Source organism: Pelagirhabdus alkalitolerans, assembly GCF_900096905.1.
GTDB lineage: Bacteria > Bacillota > Bacilli > Bacillales > Amphibacillaceae > Pelagirhabdus > Pelagirhabdus alkalitolerans.
In genome coordinates, this window is sequence record NZ_FMYI01000003.1 from 122,871 (window position 1) to 145,555 (window position 22,685).

A 22,685-nucleotide genomic window follows, 5' to 3' on the forward strand; every position below is an offset into this window, starting at 1 on the left:
TTTTCTATTCGATAAATAGAGACATGCGTTTATGATTAGGAGGATCCATTTATGGGCGAATTAAAAAAAGAACAAACATTACCGCTTCTTCCTTTAAGAGGCCTCGTTGTTTATCCGACAGTCGTTATGCATCTTGATGTTGGACGTAAACAGTCAGTAGAAGCATTAGAAAAAGCAATGATTCAAGACAGACATATTATGTTGGCAGCACAGAAAAAGAGTAGTGAAAAAGAACCGTCATTTGATGACCTTTATCAAACAGGAACCATTGCGTATGTTAAACAAATGTTAAAATTACCAAACGGAACATTTCGTGTGTTAATTGAAGGTCAAAAGAGAGCTGAAATCATTCAACAAGAAGAGGAAACAGATTATTTATCAGTTCGTGTTCAATTGTTTGAAGAAACAGATATCGAGGACGAGACAAAACAAGCTGCATTGATCCGTACATTGTTACGTCAATTTAAGAAGTATGTTGATTTATCGAACAAATTATCAAAAGAAACATATGAAAGTGTTCTTGATATTCAGGATCTATCGCACTTGAGTGATGTGATTAGTTCACACTTGCCCGTTAAGTTATCAATAAAGCAATCTCTTTTAGAAATGGATCAAGTGGAAGAGAGAGCTGAGCAATTAATTGAGCTGATTTCCAATGAACAAGAAGTGTTAAAGTTGGAACAGAAGATTGGCAAACGTGTTAAACAATCGATTGAACAATCACAAAAGGAATATTATTTAAGAGAACAAATGAAGGCGATTCAAAAAGAATTAGGAGACAAAGAAGGGAAAACAAAAGACGTCTCAGACCTTCAAGAAAAAATTGAAAATAGTGATATGCCAGAACACATGCTTGCTGTTAGCTACAAGGAACTAAACCGCTTTGAGAAGATTCCTCAAACAGCAGCAGAAAGCTCGATCATTCGAAATTATTTAGAGTGGTTAGTTGCCTTGCCGTGGTCGAATCAAACAGAAGATATTTTAGATATAGAGCATGCAGAAGCGATTTTAAACGCCGATCATTATGGTCTAGAGAAAGTTAAGACACGTATTTTGGAACACTTAGCTGTTCAAAAGCTAACGAATAGCTCAAAAAGTCCCATCCTATGTCTTGTGGGTCCTCCAGGAGTGGGTAAGACATCTTTAGCTAAGTCAATAGCTAGAGCCGTTAATAGACGCTATGTACGTATGTCTCTAGGTGGCGTGCGTGATGAAGCAGAAATAAGAGGACACCGCCGCACATATGTAGGTGCGATGCCAGGTCGAATTATGCAAGGAATGAAAAAAGCTGAAACGATGAATCCTGTTATGCTGCTAGATGAGCTTGACAAAATGGCAAATGACTTCAGGGGAGATCCTGCTTCTGCGATGTTAGAAGTGTTAGACCCTGAACAAAATCATCAGTTTAGTGATCACTTTATTGAAGAACCTTATGATTTAAGTCAAGTGATGTTTATCGCTACAGCGAATCAATTACAGACCATTCCACGTCCATTGCTCGACCGGATGGAATTGATTCAAATTCCAGGCTATACAGAACTAGAAAAACAACATATAGCAAAAGAACACTTACTACCAAAGCAATTAGACGATCATGGGTTGAAGAAATCACAAATCCAACTAAGAGATGAAGCGCTCTTAAAACTTATTCGTCGATATACAAAAGAGGCAGGTGTTCGTCAATTAGAACGCCAATTAGCATCGTTATGCCGAAAAGCAGCTAAGCTTTATGTATCGAATGAGAAAAAGCGTTTAGTTGTGACGGTGAAAAGATTGGAAGAAGTACTTGGTAAGCCGCTATATCGTTACGGCATGATGGAAAAAGAAGATCAAATCGCGACAGCAACAGGACTAGCATACACATCAGCTGGCGGGGATACATTGTCTATTGAAGTCAGTGTGGTTCCAGGTAAAGGTAAATTGTCTTTAACGGGTAAACTGGGAGATGTAATGAAAGAATCAGCTCAAGCTGCTCTAAGTTATATCAGAACACGTGTAGATGAATTAGATATCGATCCCATGTTTCATCAGAAAAACGATATTCATATCCACGTTCCTGAAGGCGCAACGCCAAAAGACGGTCCATCTGCAGGGATTACAATCGCGACAGCTCTTGTGTCGCACTTAACAAATCGCGCTGTTAAAAAAGAAGTTGGGATGACAGGAGAAATCACGTTGCGTGGTCGTGTCTTACCTATTGGTGGATTAAAAGAGAAAAGTTTAAGTGCGCACCGAGCAGGTTTAACAACGGTTATCATGCCTGAAGAGAACAAAAAGGATCTTGAAGATATTCCTGAGAGTATAAAGGAGTCGATTCAATTTATACCAGTCAGTCATCTTGATGAGGTATTAGATTGGGCGCTTGTAAAGGAGGAGAAATCATGAAGGTAACAGAGTCAGATATTACAATCAGTGCAGTTGCACCTAAACAATATCCAGCGGAAGGTTTGCCTGAAATAGCTTTAGCAGGAAGATCTAACGTTGGTAAATCATCGTTTATTAATCGACTAATTAATCGAAAAAATTTAGCACGTACGTCTCAGAAACCTGGAAAGACACAAACGTTAAATTTTTATAAAATCAATCAGTTATTTCATTTTGTCGATGTACCTGGTTACGGTTATGCTAAAGTATCAAAATCAGAACGCGAAGCTTGGGGGCGTATGATTGAGACGTACTTTACTGAACGTGAAAATTTAAAAGCTGCTATTTTAATCATCGATAGTCGCCATAAACCTTCTAAAGATGATGTGTTGATGTATAACTTCTTAAAACATCACGAAATACCGGTTATTGTTATTGCGACGAAGCTCGATAAGTTGAAAAAAAATGAAGTGCCGAAACAGTTAAAATTGATCACTGAGACGTTAAACATTGAGATGAGTGATACGATTATTCCGTTCTCAAGTGAAACAAGTCAAGGTAAAGAAGAGGCTTGGCATCTTATTGAATCCTATTTAGACTTATAAAATAGACGGGGGAAAAATCAGCTTCTTAGACAAATGTTTGAGGTAAACTACACTTAATCTTTATAGATCACAGCAGTTTTAAAAATGCGTGTGATGACAGCGAGACGCCTGCTGGAAGACCGCGAGCTGAAGTCGTGCCCGCGGCAAGCGAGTGGTCGATCACACATTACAGTATCTTAACAGCGGCGTACGTTATTGATTCTAATATTTATAATTCAAAAAAGAAATAGCTCAACTTGAGCTATTTCTTTTTTACTAATAAGTATACGCCAAATATAATGAAGCCAAACGGCCAATAATCTTCTACATAGTGGCTTAATTGATTGATCCATTCCGCAAATGGTGAGTGTGTCATGGATAAGATCATGAATAAACCGAAGAATGTAAAGATTAAGCCTAAATAAAGCCCTGATTTTGTTTTTTGATAACGCACTAAAAAAGCAATGCCAATAATGGCAATGTAAACACTCCAATGCTCGATCCAATTAGGATAAGTAGAGAGCAGTAAAAAATGAATACCAAGTCCGACTAAAATGACGCCTGGAAACAATTTATCAAAATCACGGTTAATATATGCGTGGATGAGTAAGCTAATGCCAATGACTGTTAATAAGCCTTGCCACGTTGCAAACTGATTAATAATAGGTAATTGCCATTGTTCTAATAAAAAATAAACGCCAATTGCAATTAATACATAAGCGCTTAATTGGTTTTGTTTACGCATTGTGTCACTCCCTCGTATCAATAAAACTAATGTTTATTGTATCAAACCTTATCTGAATTTCATAATAAACATACTCAATCCTTTTAAACATATAACTAATAGTAAACGATTAATTGTTTGAAAGGAGAATCTAGCATGTCAAATGATAGTCAACCGACATATCAAATTCAACTGAAGGAATCATTAATTTTTTATGAGTATGAGGGGATAGGTGACGTACTAGGGATTGGGATCGACCCTAATGTAAATATCGAAAATTTACCGGACTACATTCAAGTGTCAGGTATGATTGATCTGACAGGTGAATATTTGCCCTATGAAGAGTTGAATCCAGATGGAAAACAGATGAAGCGGCAATATGGTCGGTCTGTGCAAAAAGTAACAAAAGATCAAGATGGGATTTGCGAATTTTTACACACCTTTCCTGTAGACATTCAATTATCTCATGACGATGTTCAGTGTGTCGATGAGTTATCAGTCAATATTGAGCATTTTGATTATCGCATCTATGATCCTTATCGTTTTGATTTAGAGGCATCGATTCATATAAACGGATTGAAAGAGGCAGACCAAAAACAAGACACGTATCGTCAAGAGCCGGTAAATGAAGAAAAACAAGAAGTGATCGAAGACCCCATTTCTGATCGAACTGATGATGAAGAGGTTGTAGAAGAAATAGAACCATCATCAGGTAATGAACGTGATGAGCTTAAAGGTGAGCTTTCGATTGTAGATTATTTATTTAGTGATGATGAAGAAGACCGACATCCTAAGAGCAAAATTAAAGTGTATAAAGTGCAGGCTGAACAGTCACTTGAAGGGATTGCTGAAAAATATCAAGTCAGTTTATCTAAACTACAACGCTTAAACCAACTTGAAACCCCATCTATTTATGAAGGACAGATGATTTATATCCCTATTAATTAAATCCATTTCATATAAAATGAAACATAGACCGACACCAATAAAAATAATAAAAGCACATCAAGCGATGTTGGGAAGATTAGCGTGCGAATAAGTTGAAAGATACAAATGGGTAACAAACACGTTTCGAGTACACAAAGGCATTTTAAACACCATGGGGGTAATCGATACCGATAACAACGACTCATAAACTCACCTCCAAAATGACTCTTTTTTTATAGTTTATGCAAGGATGGTTCAGTATGATGGGTGAGGAATCGAAATCTTTGTTGACTTTTATGTACCACTTTCGATAAAATAACTGTTAAGAGTATGAATATCGTATGACGTTGAATAGGAAGAGTATGTTCATGATACTTTTAGAGAGGAAACGGTAGCTGAGAAGTTTCTAAGTCCCTCATGACAGAACGTAGCCTAGGATGTCATTTAACTGAACCAGAATCGTTTAGTAGGTTAAATCGGTTAATGTCGTTATCACATTGATAAAGTGTATAGCATTTGCTATAAACAAAGGTGGTACCACGGAATGGTTACTCTATTCGTCCTTTATAATTAAAGGATTAATAGGGTTTTTTTATTGGTTAAAAAATCAACTTATGATAGATGAAGCATTTATCACCATAAAGGAGGAACTAAACAATGACAGAGAACACACATAATTTACCCCCAAAATATGATTCGACAGCCGTTGAAAAAGGTCGTTATCAATATTGGGTCGATGGTCAATTTTTTGAAGCACAAAATCAATCAGACAAAGATCCCTTTACAGTGGTGATTCCACCTCCTAACGTAACGGGTAAGTTACACATTGGTCATGCATGGGATACGACTCTACAAGACATTATTACACGTATGAAACGGATGCAAGGGTATGATGTTTTATATTTACCAGGCATGGATCATGCTGGGATTGCTACACAGGCGAAAGTCGAAGCGAAATTAAAAGAAGAAGGTCAAAGTCGTTATGATTTAGGGCGCGAGCAATTCTTAGAAAAGGCATGGGATTGGAAAGAATCTTATGCGGAAACGATTCGAGAGCAGTGGGAAAAGATGGGGCTCGGACTTGATTATTCACGTGAGCGATTCACATTGGATGATGGCTTGTCTGAAGCTGTTAATGAGGTCTTCGTCAAACTATATGAAGATGGTTTGATTTATCGAGGCGAGTATATTATTAACTGGGATCCAGCAACTCAAACGGCATTATCGGATATTGAAGTGATTCATGAAGATGTAACAGGTCACTTTTATCATATGAAGTACCCGATTAAAGGGAAAGATACATCAATTGAAATTGCGACAACACGACCAGAGACGATGCTCGGGGATACGGCTGTAGCGGTTAACCCTAAAGATGAACGTTATCAAGACTTGATCGGTGAAACAGTGGTCTTACCGATTATTGGACGCGAAATCGAAATCGTAGCCGATGACTATGTCGATATGGAATTTGGTTCAGGTGCTGTTAAGATTACGCCTGCACATGACCCGAATGACTTTGAAATAGGAAATCGTCATGATTTAGAACGTGTTTTAGTGATGCATGAAGATGGAACGATGAACGAACGTGCAGGTAAATATGCGGGAATGGATCGATTTGAATGTCGAAAAGCCATTGTTGAAGACTTACAAGCTTCAGGTGTCTTATTTAAAATTGAAGAACACGAACACTCTGTTGGCCATTCAGAGCGAAGTGGTGCGGTTGTTGAACCATACTTATCAACACAATGGTTTGTAAACATGCAGCCATTAGCTGATCAAGCACTTGGCATGCAGCAATCAGATGAGGACAAAGTCAATTTTGTTCCAGAACGATTTGAAGGGACGTATTTACGCTGGATGGAAAACATTCGTGATTGGTGTATTTCACGTCAATTGTGGTGGGGACACCGTATTCCAGCTTGGTATCATAAAGAGACGAATGAATTGTATGTGGGTAAAGAAGCGCCTGAAGATATTGAAAATTGGGTTCAGGATGAAGATGTGTTAGATACGTGGTTCTCATCTGCGTTATGGCCATTTTCAACGCTAAATTGGCCGAATACGGAAGATGAAGATTTCAAACGTTATTTCCCAACAGATGCACTTGTGACTGGGTATGATATTATCTTCTTCTGGGTAGCACGTATGATCTTCCAATCGAAGCAGTTTACAGATGAACGCCCATTTAAAGACGTCTTAATTCACGGATTAGTTAGAGATGCGGATGGTCGGAAAATGAGTAAATCGTTAGGTAATGGTGTCGATCCAATGGATGTGATTGATAAATATGGTGCAGACTCCCTGCGTTATTTCTTAGCAACGGGTTCAACACCTGGACAAGACTTGCGTTTCCAATGGGAAAAGGTCGAATCCACTTGGAACTTCATTAATAAAATTTGGAATGCATCCCGTTTTGTGCTAATGAATGTTGAAGGCATGACTGTCGAGGATATTGACTTATCAGCTGAGAAAAATGTCGCTGATCAATGGATTTTAACGCGTTTAAATGAAACGGTTGAACAAGTGACGCGTCATACAGACAGGTACGACTTCGGTGAAGCGGGCCGCCATCTTTACAATTTCATCTGGGATGATTTCTGTGATTGGTATATCGAGATGGCTAAATTACCACTCTACGGAGAAGATGAAAAAGCAAAACAGACGACACGCTCTGTACTTGTACATGTACTGGATCAAATCCTTCGCATGTTACATCCAATGATGCCATTTGTGACAGAAGAAATTTGGCAATTTATCCCGCATGAGGGCGAATCAATTACCCAAGCTGCGTGGCCTAAAGTAGAGGCGTCGTATACGAACCAACAAGCATCATCTGAAATGAAACAACTCGTAGCGATTATTCGATCTGTGCGTAATATTCGTGCAGAGGTGGACACACCAATGTCTAAACAAATTGTGTTATACATTCAGGCAAACGATTCAGAGATCAAGGATCAATTGCGTACGAATAAGCATTACATTGAACGCTTCTGTAATACGAGTGAGCTTGTGATCGATACAGATATGAAAGCACCAGATAAATCAATGTCATCAGTTGTGACAGGTGCAGAATTGTACTTGCCTTTAGCTGGATTAATCGACATTGACCAAGAAATTGCTAGGTTGGAACAAGAACTAACCAAATTAACAAAAGAAGTAGAGCGTGTGGATAAGAAGTTGGGCAACGAAGGGTTTGTCAAAAAAGCACCTGAACATGTCGTTGAAGAAGAGAAACAAAAGCAAAAAGATTATATTGATAAACGTGATAAAGTTGCAGCACGTATTGAAGAACTAAAAAATTAATCGTAAAACTGCCTCATTTCTTTTGGTGAATGAGGCAGTTTTTTATATTTGATTGTCGAAAGTCATATTTAAGCTTTTCATTACGTGACAACTTAGCTACAATTTAAGCAGAGTGTTCATAAGGAGACGATCAAGATGTTTACAGATGTAGAACAATTTGAGTTATTTTTAGATAATCGTGAATTAGGCGGCATTAAACCGGGCCTATCACGGATGAAGCGTTTGTTAAAAGCATGCGGATCACCGGAAAAAAGAATGCGTGCGATTCATGTGGCTGGCACGAATGGAAAAGGCTCCACAGTAACGTTTATAAAAGAAATGTTACAAGAGTCCGGTTATCAAGTCGGTACATTTATGTCGCCGAGTTTTACTAATCGGCAAGTGATGATGCGAGTAAATGATAAACCGGTTCTAGATGCGGACTATTTACAATATGCCAATAACATCATCGATGAAATTCATCAGCTTGACCATGAAAAGAACGCCCCGAGTCCGTTTGAAATCATTGTAGCAATCAGTTATCAATATTTGGCTGAATCAGCTGACGTGTCTATTATTGAAACCGGGATGGGCGGAACAGAAGATGCAACCAACTGTGTTGAGCCATTTTTATCCGTGATCACGACGATCGATTATGATCACACGGCCTTTTTAGGTAATGATTTAACATCGATTGCATCCCATAAAGCAGGCATTATTAAAAAGCGAACCTCGGTCATTGTAGGTAATGTAGGAGAAGAAGCGCTCAAGACTATTACACAGGTCGCACATGATCGACAGTCTTCCATGCATATAATTAATAAAGATTTCCAAGTGGAAAGTGACGAAATGATGCATCGTTACCAAGATGAATCACGAGATATTCAATTTGAATTAGGGATGAAAGGCTCGTTTCAGCTTCATAATGCCAGTTTAGCTATTCGAGCTTGTTTGATCGCCAAGCAACTTGGTGTTATAAATATTCAAAAAGAAGCCATAAAAGCAGGATTAGCTAAAGCACGGTTGGCTGGCCGCTTTGACATGGTAAGTCGAAAGCCTTTAGTTATTTTAGATGGTGCACACAATGCAGCAAGTATTCAAACATTTATTGAAACAGCGAAGCATTTGTATCCAAATGCAACTAAAAGTGTAATCATGGCTGCTTTTTCCGATAAGCCAATTAAGAAAATGGTTCAGCAGCTCGATACGTTTGCGGATTCGATCACCTTTACGACATTTGATCATCCACGGGCGGCGTCTGAGGAGGTTCTATATAACCTTTCAGAGCATGTAAATAAGGAAAAACATAACGATTGGAAAGCATTGATTGATGACGTGATGCGACATCAAGATATGCAAAATGTCACATTTGTTGTCGGGTCACTTGATTTTATTGGAAAAGTTCAAATAAATTTGGACATATAGTGTTGCCATTTTAATCACATCATCATATAATGTACTTAAGAAAAATTCACTATACGATTACTTGATTTTTAAGTTATAAATTTAAAAATAAGAAGTGGATCATACTATTTTACTATTAACATTGTTTGTTTTGAATTTAATTTTTAGGAGTCTATGATTAATACCCTTTATTTGGGCACTTGGGGTATTATGAGCCATTAGTGCAACCGGCCAACCATCTGAGTTGGCTTTTTTTTTATATAATTATAGTTTCTCTGACAAATGAATGCACATCTAATGAAGGGATGGTTGATATGAGTTTAAAAAAGAGGCTTGGCGATTTATTAATTGAAGTAGGAGCGATCACATCTGATCAATTAAGTAGAGCATTAGAAATTCAGAAGGATTCAGGTAAAAAACTTGGTGAAATTTTGATCGAGCAACGTTTTATTACAGAGTCAGAATTGATTGAAGTACTTGAATTTCAATTAAGTATCCCACATGTAGAACTTGAGCGCTATTTCATAGATCCGGAAATCCCAATGCTCATATCTGAGACATTGGCTAAGCGTCATCAAGTATTACCTATAAAACGTAAAGAAGATACCATTACATTAGCGATGAGCGATCCTTTAAACCTTTATGCTATTGAGGATGTTGAAATTGCAACTGGTTTATCTGTTGAGCCTGTTATTGTGACGAGAAAAGATATTTCTGATTCGCTAGATCAATATTATGGGGCTGTCGATGCTAAAAAAGCAATTGAAGATTTTAAAGATGAGTTTTCTAGTGAAGATCTTGACCAGTTGGATGATGAAGCGTTAGCCGATATTAATAATGCTCCCGTTGTAAGGTTAATTGATTCTGTTGTTTCGCAAGCCGTAAGAAGTAAAGCGAGTGATATTCACATAGAACCATTTGAGAGCTATATCCGTATACGTTTTCGGATAGATGGCGATTTGAGAGAAATTATGCGACCATCTAAAAATGCCCACTCAGCTATTGTGACAAGAATTAAGATTATGGGTAAGATGGATATTTCCGAACGACGTAAACCTCAAGATGGCCGGGTTGAACGAACAATTAACAATCGAGATGTCGATATGCGTATTTCTGTTTTGCCTACAGTTTTTGGTGAAAAAGTCGTTATTCGTTTACTTGATCGAAACAGTTTTATGATGAGTAAAGAAGACTTAGGTTTCACTGAGAATAACTTAAATCTATTTAATGAGATTGCTAAGAATCCTAATGGGATCATGTTGATCACCGGACCAACTGGAAGTGGTAAATCAACGACACTTTACACGGTGCTAAATGACTTAAATCAAGAAGAAAAAAATATTGTTACGGTTGAAGACCCTGTTGAATATTCTTTAGAAGGTGTGACTCAAGTACAAGTTAACCCGAAAGCTGATTTAACTTTTGCTTCTGGACTAAGATCCATACTCAGGCAAGACCCAGATATTATAATGATCGGTGAAATCAGAGATGTGGAGACAGTGAATATAGCTGTAAGAGCTGCAATAACGGGTCACCTCGTACTTAGTACATTACATACAAATGATACGACTAGTACGATTAATAGATTATTAAACATGGGGATTGATCGTTATCTTATTGCATCATCGGTTGTTGGCATTGTTGCACAGCGATTAGTAAAAAAAGTATGCCCGTACTGTAAAAATGAAGCTGAAGTTAGTCATGTTGATGCTAAATTATTAAATGTTGAATTATCTACAAAGATATATGAAGGTAAGGGCTGTAATAAGTGTGATTATAGTGGCACGTTAGGACGAACAGCGGTGCACGAGGTCATGCCTGTTACAAGGTCGATTAGAGATATGATTAATAATCAAACAAGTATAGATGTTATTAAAGACCAGTCTGTTACGGAAGGTATGAAAACATTATATGAGACTTGTCGAGAACTAGTACTTGAAGGGAAAATACCAATAACAGAGATGATGAAGATTACTTATAGTTTAGATGTCTAGGAGGTTACTATGGATGTAGAAAAATTATTAAAGACGGCTATGCAGAATGATGCATCTGATTTGCACTTAACAGTAGGTTCCCCCCCGATTATTAGAAAAGATGGTGATTTGACACCACTAAATGAAACTAAACTCAAACCAGAAGATACAGAGAAACTTGTCAAAAGCTTATTAAGTGAAGAACAATTTAAAACTCTAAATGCTAATGGTGAAATTGACTTTTCCTATGCTGTGCCTGGAGTAAGTCGTTATCGAGTAAATGCTTATAGACAACGCGGAAGCTATGCAATGGCATTAAGGACCATCCCGATACATATACCATCGATGGATGAATTGCATCTACCCGATGTGATGCATCAATTAGTCAATAAGAGGCGTGGTCTTATATTAGTGACGGGACCAACAGGAAGTGGAAAAAGTACTACGCTTGCTTCACTAATCAATTATATAAATGAAACAAGAACAGAGCATATTATCACTTTAGAAGATCCTATTGAATATTTACACAGTCACAATCATAGTATAGTCAATCAAAGAGAAATTGGAATGGATTCACAAAGCTTCGGAAATAGCTTAAGAGCTTCCCTTAGACAAGACCCCGATGTTATTTTAGTTGGCGAGATGCGTGACTTAGAAACCATTTCTACAGCACTTACAGCAGCAGAAACTGGACATCTTGTACTGGCTACTTTACACACGACGGGAGCACCGAAAACAATTGATCGAATTATTGATGTCTTTCCACCCTATCAACAGCAGCAAATCAGGGTTCAATTAGCTGGTGTACTGGAAAGTATTATTTCTCAGCAATTAATTCCAAGAGCGTTCTCAAAAGGAAGACGTGCAGCTTTTGAAGTGATGGTCGCAACACCTGCGATAAGAAATTTAATTCGCGAAGGTAAAACGCATCAAATTTTATCTGTTCTTCAAACAGGCGCACAACATGGAATGGTTACAATGGACAAGTCGCTTATTTCACTTTATCAAGAAGGCGAAATTTCAGATAAAAGCTTGTATCGTTTTGCAAACGATTTGCAATATGTAAAAAAACAAATGTAATTTAAATTTTAACCTGTAAAGGATGGGTTATATGCCTACATTTCACTATCATGCGTTCACAAATGATGGCACAGAAATCGAAGATGTGTTGACAGCTAACGAACATGCAGATGCTGTCAGAATACTTAGAGAAAAAGGTTATAAACCAGTATCGATTGAAGAAGCTGTTGTAAAGAAAACGGCAACTGAAAGTATTAAGGTACTGGGTGGAAATATTAAACCTAAAGATTTAGCCATTTTTTGTAACCAGTTTTCAACGTTGATTAAAGCAGGCGTTGCTGTTGCTTCATCTTTAGATATACTGCATCAACAAACTGAAAATAAAAAATTACGGATCGCTCTTAAAGGTATATCAACTGAGGTGCAAAAAGGGTCACTCGTTTCACAAGCGATGAAACAATACCCTAGAATTTTCCCTAATCTTTTAGTTGATATGACAGAATCCGGTGAGATGAGTGGTAATCTTGAAAATGTGATGGCTAGACTTTCAACGCACTACGAAAAAGAAAGTAAGATAGAGTCAAAAATTAAAGGCGCAATGGTTTATCCAATTGTATTATCAGCTGTTGCTATTGTTGTTGTCACCTTTATGTTAATTGTTGTCATGCCGACGTTTTTAACTATGTTTGAAGGTTCTGACGTACCATTGCCACTTCCGACACGCTTTTTACTAACAATAAGTGATGGCCTAATCGATTACTGGTACATCGTTCTGTTTTTCTCTATTGCAGTATTTTTCGTTTTGAGATCTGTTTTAAACAGTAAAGAAGGGCGACGCGCTTTCGATCAAATGAAATTTAGACTACCTTTAATCAAAAGTTCAATGGTTAAAATTGTGACCTCTCGCTTTACCAGAACACTAGGGTCTTTAATTGCAAGTGGGCTTCCTCTAATTGAGTCACTGAAGATGTCTGCAAAAGTATCGGGGAATGTCATTGTAGAAGAAAAGGTCATGAACATGGCTCAGGACGTTGAAAAAGGTGAATCACTAGGCAAAGCAATGCGCCGTTATCCACTGTTTCCGCCAATGATTGTTTCCATGACCGAAATTGGTGAGGAATCAGGGAGCTTAGAAGAAATGTTAGATAAAAGCGCCGATTTTTATGACCGTGAACTAGAAGATGCTATTGACCAATTATTGAAGTTACTTGAGCCTTTACTTATCTTAGTCATGGCTGTCTTGATTGGTTTTATTGTCATAGCTATGTTACTGCCAATGTTTGATATGATTCAAACAATATAAACACACTGCCTTGAAAGGGGTGATGCTTTAGAAGATTATGAAAACATATAAATATAGAGCCATTTTACTTAAGTGAAAAAATAAGGAGGAGTTAAAATGTTAAAATTTATTAGTAAACATTTAAACAACAAAAGAAATGAAAAAGGTTTTACGTTAGTTGAATTAATTGTCGTTATTGCTATTTTGGGTATTCTAATCGCTATCGCGATACCACGTTTTGCATCGACAACGGATGCAGCTGAAAAAAGTGCAGCGGAAGCTAACCACCGGACATTGGTAAGTGTGTCTCAGTTGCATTTCGCAAATACTGGTAGTTGGCCTGAAAATATTGCAGATTTAGAGACTAATGATTTAATTTCTGATGGTGAATATAATGAAGATACAGATGAAGATCCGTCATATAATGTTGATGGAAGTGATGGTATTACGATTACTGTAACCTTCGATGGAGAAACAAAAGAATGGTCTGATGAAACCGGGTTTACTGATTGGGATTAATAAACAAGATGACATTCTTTTACATCGTATTTACTAAGTGATGAAACAATCTCCCCCTGCATTAGGGGGGGATACCCTTTTAATATTAAATCGTGTTAGTTTTAAGTTAATAGGCTTTAATATTAAAAAAAGTAGGTGTGACCTATGCTAATGAAAGAATATTTAAAAAATGAAAGAGGCTTTGTTTTACCATTAGTCTTACTAGTTATGGTTGTGTTATCTGTATTATTTGTGTCGATGTTTACATTAACAGAAGCAAACACAAATCAAGTGGTTGTGCAAGAAAATAACTTACGAGGTTATTATATGGCGCGCTCAGGTATAGAAATTGCGCATGCTGCTTTGATGACAGAAGATAGTGATCCAAGTTATCATCTTCAGATTGACCGTTTTATTGATGAATCAAGTGATGGATCATTAACTGATGAACTGTCTTTACCAGAAGATGATCCTATGTCAGATATTGAAATAGAGGTTTCAGTCGTAGATAGTGAAGTGAAAATTTATGCAACGTCCACTCTACGTTCGAATGGTGCAAAGCAAGACTTAGCTCTATTTATTAATACCAGCAATTATAATGATACACGTTGGAGCAATCAGTAATTGCATATGAAAGAAGGTGCCCCCATGAAAGATCAAAAAGGCTATACGTTATTAGAAGTTATATTGGCTATGGCAATTGGCTTCATGTTGATTGCAATCATATGGAGTATACTTGGGTTAGGGGTTCGCTCACAATCATTTTCAGCAAATGAATATGAAAAACAAGCAAATATGCGCTATGCAATTGAAACGATCAACAACCGCATGCGTTTTTTTACAGTCGGTTTTGCTGTTACTGAGGAACATTTCCAGCCAGAATATAGTCCATCAGGTGAGCTTAATGGCGTTGTTGCACCGTGGAACTATATTGGTTTAAGTCCTGACAAAACGCATTTAGTCCATTATGAATATCAAGATGATGGCTATGTGACTACTGATTTAACTTTACCTGTAGAAGATTTAGACTTGGATCTTCGTTTTCAAAAAGAATCAGGTCCGCAAGAAGATAACTTACTCACACTATTTTTAAATGGTTATGAAAATACTCAGCAAACCTTTAATATCAAAACAACAATTGACGCGATCAATGCACTTCAATTAATTGATTGGGGAGATGGTACTCAAGACGGATCAGCCGTTGCACTGGCATACCGAACAGACGAAACACCTGAAATTGATAAACGTCCCGTTGCGGCAATGTCAATGGTTTTAGATACGTCTGGTAGTATGAATTGGCAAGTTAGTGGTGATGAACATGGAAACCCTATTGATGGTGATGATGCGAGTAGTGACCCATCAGAACATAGTAGAATTAGAATATTAAGAGAGAGCTTAAGCCTTATGATTGATGACTTAAGTGAAGAAGAAAATGCATATGTTTCTTTAGTCCCTTTTCATAGAAATGCTAATATTCCGCACGATAATTTATCAAAAGCAAGCCCTGAAAATTTGGAAGGTTTCTCAATTCTTACGAACGAGAATAAGAGTGAGTGGGAAAACTTAGTCAACCAGATCTCAGCTAATGACGGAACCAATACAGGTGATGGTATTAGAAGAGGATACTATCAACTCCTTGATTTTAATAATAACTTAAATGTTTATGGACTAGAGGAGGATCAAGAATTAAGTAATTACATGGTGATTTTAGTTGATGGTGAGACTACTATGGCAAGTGCACGTGTCTCAAGAACATATGGATGGTTTTCAGGATACAGTTATTTTTACCAACAAGACTTTATTTTAGATTCTAATGATATTGAAAATAATTGGATATCGAATGCTGAAAGCAGACAAACACTGCCTGGTACGTATTTAGGAAGATATACTATAGGGAAAGGCAATGAGCTAGACCCAGAAGGAACTGAATATGTGGATCTTGTAGGTGAACGTTTAATACAAGCAAACAATTTACCCGGAGGTGCACAAGATTTAGAGTTAGATAATAATGTGTTTGTCATTGGCTTTTCTGATATTGAAAAAGATTTGGGAAGTGTGAAAGATATAGCTCAATCTGTTGGGATAGCGGTTAGCTCTGATGAATCAGATATCAATAACGATTTTAAAGATAATGATCGTGTATTTATTGCAAGGGATGCAAATGATTTGGAAGGTGTTTTTAAAGATATTAGTGGATATATAGTAGAAGATTTATGGCAAGTCAGTGGTCCGAGACTAGAACCTTAAAGGATGTGAGTGAGAGCATGGAAAATCAAAAAGGATTTACATTAGTAGAAGTTATTATTTCACTCGCGATTTTAAGCATCGTTATCATCGGATTCACAAGTGCATTCAGTCACGGTTACACACTAATCGGCGAAGGACGAAACCTAACAGAAGAAACGTTTATTCATCAGGAAGAAATGGAGAAAAGAATTGTCGATACCAAAAATCAATTTGTTGAAGGTGATATTGAGTCAAGTGATGTTGAAATCACTGCATTTCAAGGTTCTAACTACGAAGCAGAGGTGCCTGTTATCTCATTAAACGAGAATATACGAGGGAATCGATCATTTCAGACATTTGTTTCAAATGTTGACTTTGGAAAACCAGATCCCCCTAATGTTGATTTAGATGTTGGCATTTACTCAAATTCTGATAGAACAAAAGAAGTATTCCCATGGATTGATGATAGTATCCATTTACGTGCAGATTATCATATATTTACTAATCCGCCCGTTTTTTCAAACACATCGAAATGGTATCAATCGAATGAGGACAATCCGAATCCTTATTTTTCAAGCGGTTTTCAAATTATTGATGAAATAACAACAGAGGAACCAAGTGGATTATATGAACACTCACTAAAAAGTGATGATTTAAATGAGAACTATTTCTATCAATTCCAAACTGAAGCCTATACGCTCGCTGGAAGGTTGGGGCAATTTACACACGACGATCGGATTCCGATCCTCAGAAGAGCAGGAAGTGAGTATTGGCAAGATTTTATAGAAGATATTTACTTTGATAATGTTAAAATATTTAGAAATGGTGTCTATCAAGATATTTTATTACATGCGGATCATCCCACTTTAAATGTCGATTGGGAAGACAATGTTGATCCACAAGGTGCATTGATCGGCATACCTATTCCAGATGACTATCAAAATAATTCTTTCAAAGTATCAGTTGATTTCTCACTAGATGAATCGGCTCTAGAAAATGACTTAGAGCAACATGGTATAGGTATATCAATAAGTGATGATAATAATTCAGGCTTGATGCTAACAATGGATGTTTCCAACAATACGCTCAGGTTAGATAATACATCTAATGGTAATTATGCAGAAACCGTAAGTGAAGTGAATATGTTGTCAGATAGTCGATTTTCAGACTTTGTCGATAGTGAACCAAATCAAGAACAGATAGACTGGGAGTCTATAACAGGCGCCACTATTATTTTTTCAGACCAAGATGTCACAATTAATATTAATGGCGAAAGGACAGATGGTACTACTTTAGTCAGTGATTCATATGAAGTCGATCATAACTCAATAAGTGATCCGCAATATGTAGGCTTTAAATCGTACAGTAGTGAAGATTACTTACCCGACTTCAGCAGCGAAATTGTTGGAAAGTATGACCGTAATTTTTCTTCAAGCTTGTTTAATGCAACATTTGAAGAAGTTGTTCCAGATCTTCCAGATGATTGGATCGATGGCGGTGATAATGGTTTTTATGCAGGCAATTCTAGTAACATAACAGGTAGCTCAAGACCATTACTTGATATAGAAATGAACAGAAGTAATTCCAGTTTGAATGGAAACAGAGAAACGATTAGAGCGAATTCATTTTTATTTTCTCCTAATATGAATCTATTAACACTTGGAAATAATCACTATTTAAATATTGAAATTAACGATCTTGTCATATTTGATATTCCTATCGAATTTAATGATAACGCAGAAGGTATTGATATCAATGGTATAAATGATAATTCATACCCAGTTTATATAGTCTTTAGAGAGAATGGAAGAGATAATTTATCAAGCTACTCAATCCTTGGTGATTATGATGTGATTAAAGTTGATAGTATGGACGTGTTAAGGGTTAATAGTGGTAATATTTTAATTGTGGATTAATGAGTGGTAAACAAGTAAAGGAGAAAAAATGGAAAATATATTCGTATATAGTATTGTGTTGATGTTTGGTTTGATAATTGGTTCGTTTCTAAACGTTGTGATTTTACGTTTGCCTAAAAATAAATCGATTGCTTATCCACCATCCCATTGTCAAACGTGTCATAAAGAGCTTACGCCCATAGAGTTAATTCCCTTATTTAGTTATCTATTTCTAAGGGGACGTTGCAAAGGGTGCGGGGTGAGAATTTCCCCTCGTTACTCTTTGATTGAGTTGTTAAATGGATTGATATATATACTGATTTTAAGCGTCTATGGGATTCAATTAGAAACTTTTTTTGCCTTGGGATTAGCAAGTCTTTTAATTGTTGTTACGTTTATCGATTTAGACCATTTGCTTATCCCAAATAAAATCACATCAACGATTTTAATTTGGGTTGTAACAGAAAGTGTTGTTCAGTTAGCGTCTAATCAGATAAGTATTACAATCATGCTCGACCGCTTTTATGGACTCTTATTAGGTGGAGGTTTATTTTTAATTATTGCGATTATAACAAAGGGAGCAATGGGTGGAGGTGACATCAAATTAATGGGAGCTTTAGGCTATTACTTTGGTTTAACTCATACGCTTGGTTTAATCTTCTTCTCATTTACTATTGGTGGTGTATTATCGATCGCACTCGTTGCTTTAAAAGTTAAAAGCAGAAAAGATGTTATTCCATTTGGTCCATTTATTTGTTTGGCTGCGTTCGTGATGTTGATCTATGGTGAACATATTATTAATTGGTATACAAATTTAAGCTAAGAGGTGTTTTAATTTATGTTTAAACGAAATAAAGATGTAATTGTCTTAGACATTGGTAGTGCATACACGAAAGTAGTGGTTGGCTCATTACATTATTTAAAACCTGAGCAAACTAAAAAAGAGGTAACAATAAAAGAGATGATTAAATTTGAAACACCTAAATCTGATGATGTGACAGATCGTCAGGAATTCACTCCATATTTTGATGGAAAACAATTAATGATTGAATTAAAAAGTGTTTTAAATGATTATGGTATAAAAACAAAAAATATAGCGCTTGTTTTAGGTGGAGATCGTTATATAACAAGGGATATAGTGATCCCGAAAGTCACTGAAGATAAAATTTTAGATATGCTTACGTTTGAAATAGAAGAATATTTACCAGTTTCTGTAGACCAATACGTCATTGATTATACGATTCAGGAAGAATTTGAAGAGGAGAGCATCACTAAGTATAAAGTGTTGGTTGCAGCATTAGAAAAAAATGAAGCAAAATATTATTACGATTATTTAGAAGATGCTGGTTTTTCCGCTTTGATTCTAGACGCGCAGTTTAATGGATTGAGTAAATTGATGCCCTATATGAATGTTATAAATGGTGAAGCAATTGAAACATTGAAATCAACTGTAGCATGTATTGATTTAGGCGCAAAGTATATAGATGTTAGTTTGTTTGATAAAGGAAAGATGCAATTAAATCGTAGCATCGATAATTTGATGAGTAAGCATATTGATGAAAGTGATCTTGAAGCAATAGAATTTGATCGATCACGAGCAAATACGCTCAGTAACATCGAAAGAATTTTTAAATTTTATACAAGTCGGTCATCTCATAATGCTATTAACTATGTACTGGTTTATGGTGGAGGAGCAGAAAACCAGTCATTTGTTGAGGATTTAGCAGAGCAACTTAACGAAAACGTTACAACAGTTAAGCAAATAGATTTAGTTGATTGTGTCAACAGCTACACAGATAATGTTTATCATTTTTTAAATGCGATTTCTACCCTTGTGAGGAGGTAACGCAAGATGAGAGATTTTAATTTTTTTCGACCGTTTATAACGTCAAGGATAAAAAAGAGTGGTAAAGGTGAATGGGTCGCACTCGGTTTCTTTATAATTTTAGTTTTTATTATTGCAATACCTTGGTATATGTCAAATGAATTGCGATCGCTAAATGACGAAGTAGAACAATTAAATACAGAGGTTAACGATCCATCACTCCAAGAAGATATTGATCATGTTCGTGTACTTCAATCGGAATTAAGTGACTTAAGAACAGAGACGGAGCAACTAGATTACGCCATTAGTATGTTGGGAGAAAGTGAAGCTGTGACTGAACAATTACTGACAGATTTAGCACAAGCTAAAAGTGATGACATTCTATTTGAACAGATTAGCGTTAATAACAGAACCATTACTATTAATGGATTTGGAGCATCAAGGGTTGCTATCGCAAATTTAGAGTACAACATACGTGGATTTGATAGGTATGAAGATTTATTTGTTCCATCTATTACATACGATGATGAGGACTATGAATTTTCTTTAGAGTTTACGATTAAAGGAGGGGAAGAGCATGAAGAGCTTGAAGAACCTGAAGGAAATGAACTTTCGGAATAATAAGTGGCAAGAAAAATTTAACCTCAGAGAGATTATTTTAATAGGGAGTTTACTACTTATTGCTCTGTTGTATATATATTTAGAGCTCTTAATCTTCCCGCTTTCTGCTGAAATTAATGATAAACAATCAGAATCAACAATGTTAACTGAAGAATTAGATCAAATGCGTATGACAGCAAATCAACTTCCTCAATTAGAAGAAAATTATGATGGCCTGAAAAACGAATTAGAAGAGCAGGAGGAGTCTTTTTATCCTTCGAATAAACAGGAGTTTTTCATCAATACATTAGAAGACATTGCCTTTAATGAAACTAATTTATCCGTTCCATCAATAAACTTTTCAGAAACATCTATAGCAGAAGAATATTCAGAAGGGCTATATAGAACAGAAATAACGTTTGACTATGTTTCAGATTATGACTCTATTAAAGATTTAATTTCTTTATTAGAAAAAAAAGAAGAAAAGGTTAAGATTACAAGTCTTATTATGACAGAAGAGTCTGTGGATCAACAATATTCTGGAACCATCGCTCTTGAATTCTACAGTGTACCTAGAGAATTTGACTATGAGTGGCCTGTAGAAATCCTGGAACCGGATGACGAGAGAGTCATTAATCAAAACATTTTTCACAGAGATCGAGAACTATGGGCGCATATAAATTCAGAAGAGCAACTAGAAGACAACACATCACAGCCTACATCATCATCTCAAGATTTTACAGGGACAGAAGATAATAATACCACCAACGCAGGCAAAATTTCACCGTCAAGTAATCAAACAAGTTCAGATCATTCCGAAAGTGTTGTTCATGTTGCTGAAGAAGGAGAAACATTTGAGGATTTATCATTACTCTATTACGGAAAACCAGATTACGGCATTTTCTTAAGAGAATTGAACGCATACGATGAGAACGAAATTTTAGATGAGGGAAGCGAGATTGATATTCCTTCTGTTATTTATTTGCGAGATAAATGATGGAACAATGTTAGATACTTGCTTTTTACAATGAAAATAGACTTATTGAGTAATATATTGCTGAGTTTTCGGTGAAATTTAACGGCCTTTGATGACAAAGGTCGTCTTTTTTTTGCACTTGTTCATGATAAAGTGAACTGACGGATCGATAACGAGGTGAAAAAATGGAGCGGAAATATACAATAACGTATCATGTTGGCCCTGATCAAACGTTAAATGAGTCAACTCAAAATTTTGAAGCTGCTAGTTTAGAAGAAAGCAAGAGTACACACATGTTAAGCCGATCTATAGCGAAAAGGATCATTGTCGTCATATCAATGTCCATTGTCATTGGACTTGCTTTTGGCTTTTTGACGATGTTTATTTTTTTAAATCGTGAGATAGAAGACCCTTTAGCCTTTGAGTCTGATGCAACAGCAAATCAACCAAAGCCGGATGAGCAAATGGAAGAAATGCCACTTCCAAAGTTAACGGCATACGTTATTCAGCTTGGCTTATTTGAAACAGAAGAATCTGCAAGTGAAGGAGTCAGCGATTGGCAAACTAAAGGGTATCATCCTCTTAAATGGGAAACAGATGAAGGTTTTCGATTGTTTTTAAGTGCTTATTCATCAAAAGAAGAGGCAAAAAACGCTCAAGAAGCTTTAATTGACTTCGATTCATCTACTTACGTTAGAAATTGGGAATCTTCGTCAGGATTGAAACAACTCTCAAGTCAAGATGAGGAATGGATAACGAGTTTTCTGGATCAATGGCCATTTCAACATTCACTGAGTGATCTACCTGACTCAAATTTATTTCAACCAACTCACCAATTTGAAGATGAAAAGCTACAACGTTTTTATGATCAAGTGTTATCCATTTTAAGTGAATATGATGACGAAGGAATTATTCGCTTAAATATCATGCATGCTTATCATCAATTTCTATTAGATGATTCATTATAAAATTCATTCATTATCCGGAACGAATATGAATAATCCTCTATATATTCTCAAAAAAAATCTATTCAAAAGTGTTATTTAACACTTTCAGAAAGTTGAAAGCACCTCAAGTTGATTTAAACTAGAACGTAAGAAAGGAG

Annotated in this window: 18 protein-coding genes, 1 riboswitch and 1 other annotated feature; of the genes, 17 read left to right on the forward strand and 1 reads right to left on the reverse strand. The window is 36.3% G+C overall.

The window, feature by feature from the left end; genetic code table 11:
- Nucleotides 1-51 precede the first annotated feature (51 nt).
- Complete coding sequence (lon, locus tag BLR62_RS05165; protein ID WP_090794111.1) at nt 52-2,385, forward strand: endopeptidase La; 2,334 nt, start codon at nt 52-54, stop codon at nt 2,383-2,385.
- Nucleotides 2,382-2,969: a ribosome biogenesis GTP-binding protein YihA/YsxC gene (yihA, locus tag BLR62_RS05170; protein ID WP_090794114.1), complete on the forward strand. Its 588-nt coding sequence runs from the start codon at nt 2,382-2,384 to the stop codon at nt 2,967-2,969. Before lon ends, yihA begins: the two co-directional genes overlap by 4 nt.
- A 241-nt stretch (nt 2,970-3,210) precedes the next feature.
- Here yihA and BLR62_RS05175 read toward each other — a convergent pair whose 3' ends face one another.
- Nucleotides 3,211-3,693 (reverse strand): LiaI-LiaF-like domain-containing protein, encoded by a 483-nt coding sequence (locus BLR62_RS05175; RefSeq protein WP_090794117.1) that lies wholly within the window; start codon nt 3,691-3,693, stop codon nt 3,211-3,213.
- Between the two features lie 135 nt (nt 3,694-3,828).
- Between BLR62_RS05175 and BLR62_RS05180 the strand changes: the two genes are divergently transcribed.
- From BLR62_RS05180 to BLR62_RS05255, 15 genes are all read left to right on the forward strand, one after another.
- A complete protein-coding gene (locus BLR62_RS05180) occupies nt 3,829-4,620 on the forward strand; it encodes a LysM peptidoglycan-binding domain-containing protein (protein ID WP_090794120.1) in 792 nt (263 codons plus the stop codon).
- Between the two features lie 317 nt (nt 4,621-4,937).
- Nucleotides 4,938-5,167: a binding site (T-box leader), on the forward strand.
- 89 nt (nt 5,168-5,256) lie between these two features.
- Nucleotides 5,257-7,902, forward strand: coding sequence for a valine--tRNA ligase (locus BLR62_RS05190; protein ID WP_090794125.1), 2,646 nt, complete (start codon nt 5,257-5,259; stop codon nt 7,900-7,902).
- Between the two features lie 135 nt (nt 7,903-8,037).
- On the forward strand, nt 8,038-9,306 hold the full coding sequence (locus tag BLR62_RS05195; RefSeq protein WP_090794128.1) for a bifunctional folylpolyglutamate synthase/dihydrofolate synthase: 1,269 nt from the start codon (nt 8,038-8,040) through the stop codon (nt 9,304-9,306).
- Between the two features lie 137 nt (nt 9,307-9,443).
- Nucleotides 9,444-9,527, forward strand: a riboswitch (cyclic di-GMP riboswitch).
- A 72-nt stretch (nt 9,528-9,599) separates the two neighbouring features.
- Complete coding sequence (locus BLR62_RS05200) at nt 9,600-11,279, forward strand: GspE/PulE family protein (protein ID WP_090794131.1); 1,680 nt, start codon at nt 9,600-9,602, stop codon at nt 11,277-11,279.
- Between the two features lie 9 nt (nt 11,280-11,288).
- The gene (locus tag BLR62_RS05205; protein WP_090794134.1) at nt 11,289-12,338 is read left to right on the forward strand and encodes a type IV pilus twitching motility protein PilT; all 1,050 of its coding nucleotides are present in this window, start codon (nt 11,289-11,291) and stop codon (nt 12,336-12,338) included.
- Nucleotides 12,339-12,369: 31 nt separating this feature from the next.
- Nucleotides 12,370-13,581 carry a type II secretion system F family protein gene (locus BLR62_RS05210; protein ID WP_090794137.1) on the forward strand — a complete coding sequence of 404 codons (1,212 nt, stop codon included), beginning with the start codon at nt 12,370-12,372 and terminating at the stop codon, nt 13,579-13,581.
- Nucleotides 13,582-13,677: 96 nt separating this feature from the next.
- A complete protein-coding gene (locus tag BLR62_RS05215; RefSeq protein ID WP_090794140.1) occupies nt 13,678-14,079 on the forward strand; it encodes a type II secretion system protein in 402 nt (133 codons plus the stop codon).
- 150 nt (nt 14,080-14,229) lie between these two features.
- Nucleotides 14,230-14,682: a hypothetical protein gene (locus tag BLR62_RS05220; protein ID WP_143008352.1), complete on the forward strand. Its 453-nt coding sequence runs from the start codon at nt 14,230-14,232 to the stop codon at nt 14,680-14,682.
- 24 nt (nt 14,683-14,706) lie between these two features.
- Nucleotides 14,707-16,305, forward strand: coding sequence for a prepilin-type N-terminal cleavage/methylation domain-containing protein (locus BLR62_RS05225; protein ID WP_176759217.1), 1,599 nt, complete (start codon nt 14,707-14,709; stop codon nt 16,303-16,305).
- Between the two features lie 17 nt (nt 16,306-16,322).
- Nucleotides 16,323-18,200: a type IV pilus modification PilV family protein gene (locus BLR62_RS05230; protein ID WP_176759218.1), complete on the forward strand. Its 1,878-nt coding sequence runs from the start codon at nt 16,323-16,325 to the stop codon at nt 18,198-18,200.
- A 61-nt stretch (nt 18,201-18,261) separates the two neighbouring features.
- Nucleotides 18,262-19,002, forward strand: a complete 741-nt coding sequence (locus BLR62_RS05235) for a prepilin peptidase (RefSeq protein WP_281241147.1) — start codon at nt 18,262-18,264, stop codon at nt 19,000-19,002.
- A 15-nt stretch (nt 19,003-19,017) separates the two neighbouring features.
- Nucleotides 19,018-20,025 carry a type IV pilus biogenesis protein PilM gene (gene pilM / locus BLR62_RS05240; RefSeq protein WP_090794154.1) on the forward strand — a complete coding sequence of 336 codons (1,008 nt, stop codon included), beginning with the start codon at nt 19,018-19,020 and terminating at the stop codon, nt 20,023-20,025.
- Nucleotides 20,026-20,031: 6 nt separating this feature from the next.
- Nucleotides 20,032-20,625, forward strand: a complete 594-nt coding sequence (locus BLR62_RS05245) for a PilN domain-containing protein (RefSeq protein ID WP_090794156.1) — start codon at nt 20,032-20,034, stop codon at nt 20,623-20,625.
- Nucleotides 20,582-21,601: a hypothetical protein gene (locus BLR62_RS05250; RefSeq protein WP_090794158.1), complete on the forward strand. Its 1,020-nt coding sequence runs from the start codon at nt 20,582-20,584 to the stop codon at nt 21,599-21,601. The genes BLR62_RS05245 and BLR62_RS05250 overlap by 44 nt, the downstream gene beginning before the upstream one ends.
- A gap of 164 nt (nt 21,602-21,765) precedes the next feature.
- Nucleotides 21,766-22,548, forward strand: a complete 783-nt coding sequence (locus BLR62_RS05255) for an SPOR domain-containing protein (protein ID WP_090794161.1) — start codon at nt 21,766-21,768, stop codon at nt 22,546-22,548.
- Nucleotides 22,549-22,685: the final 137 nt, after the last annotated feature.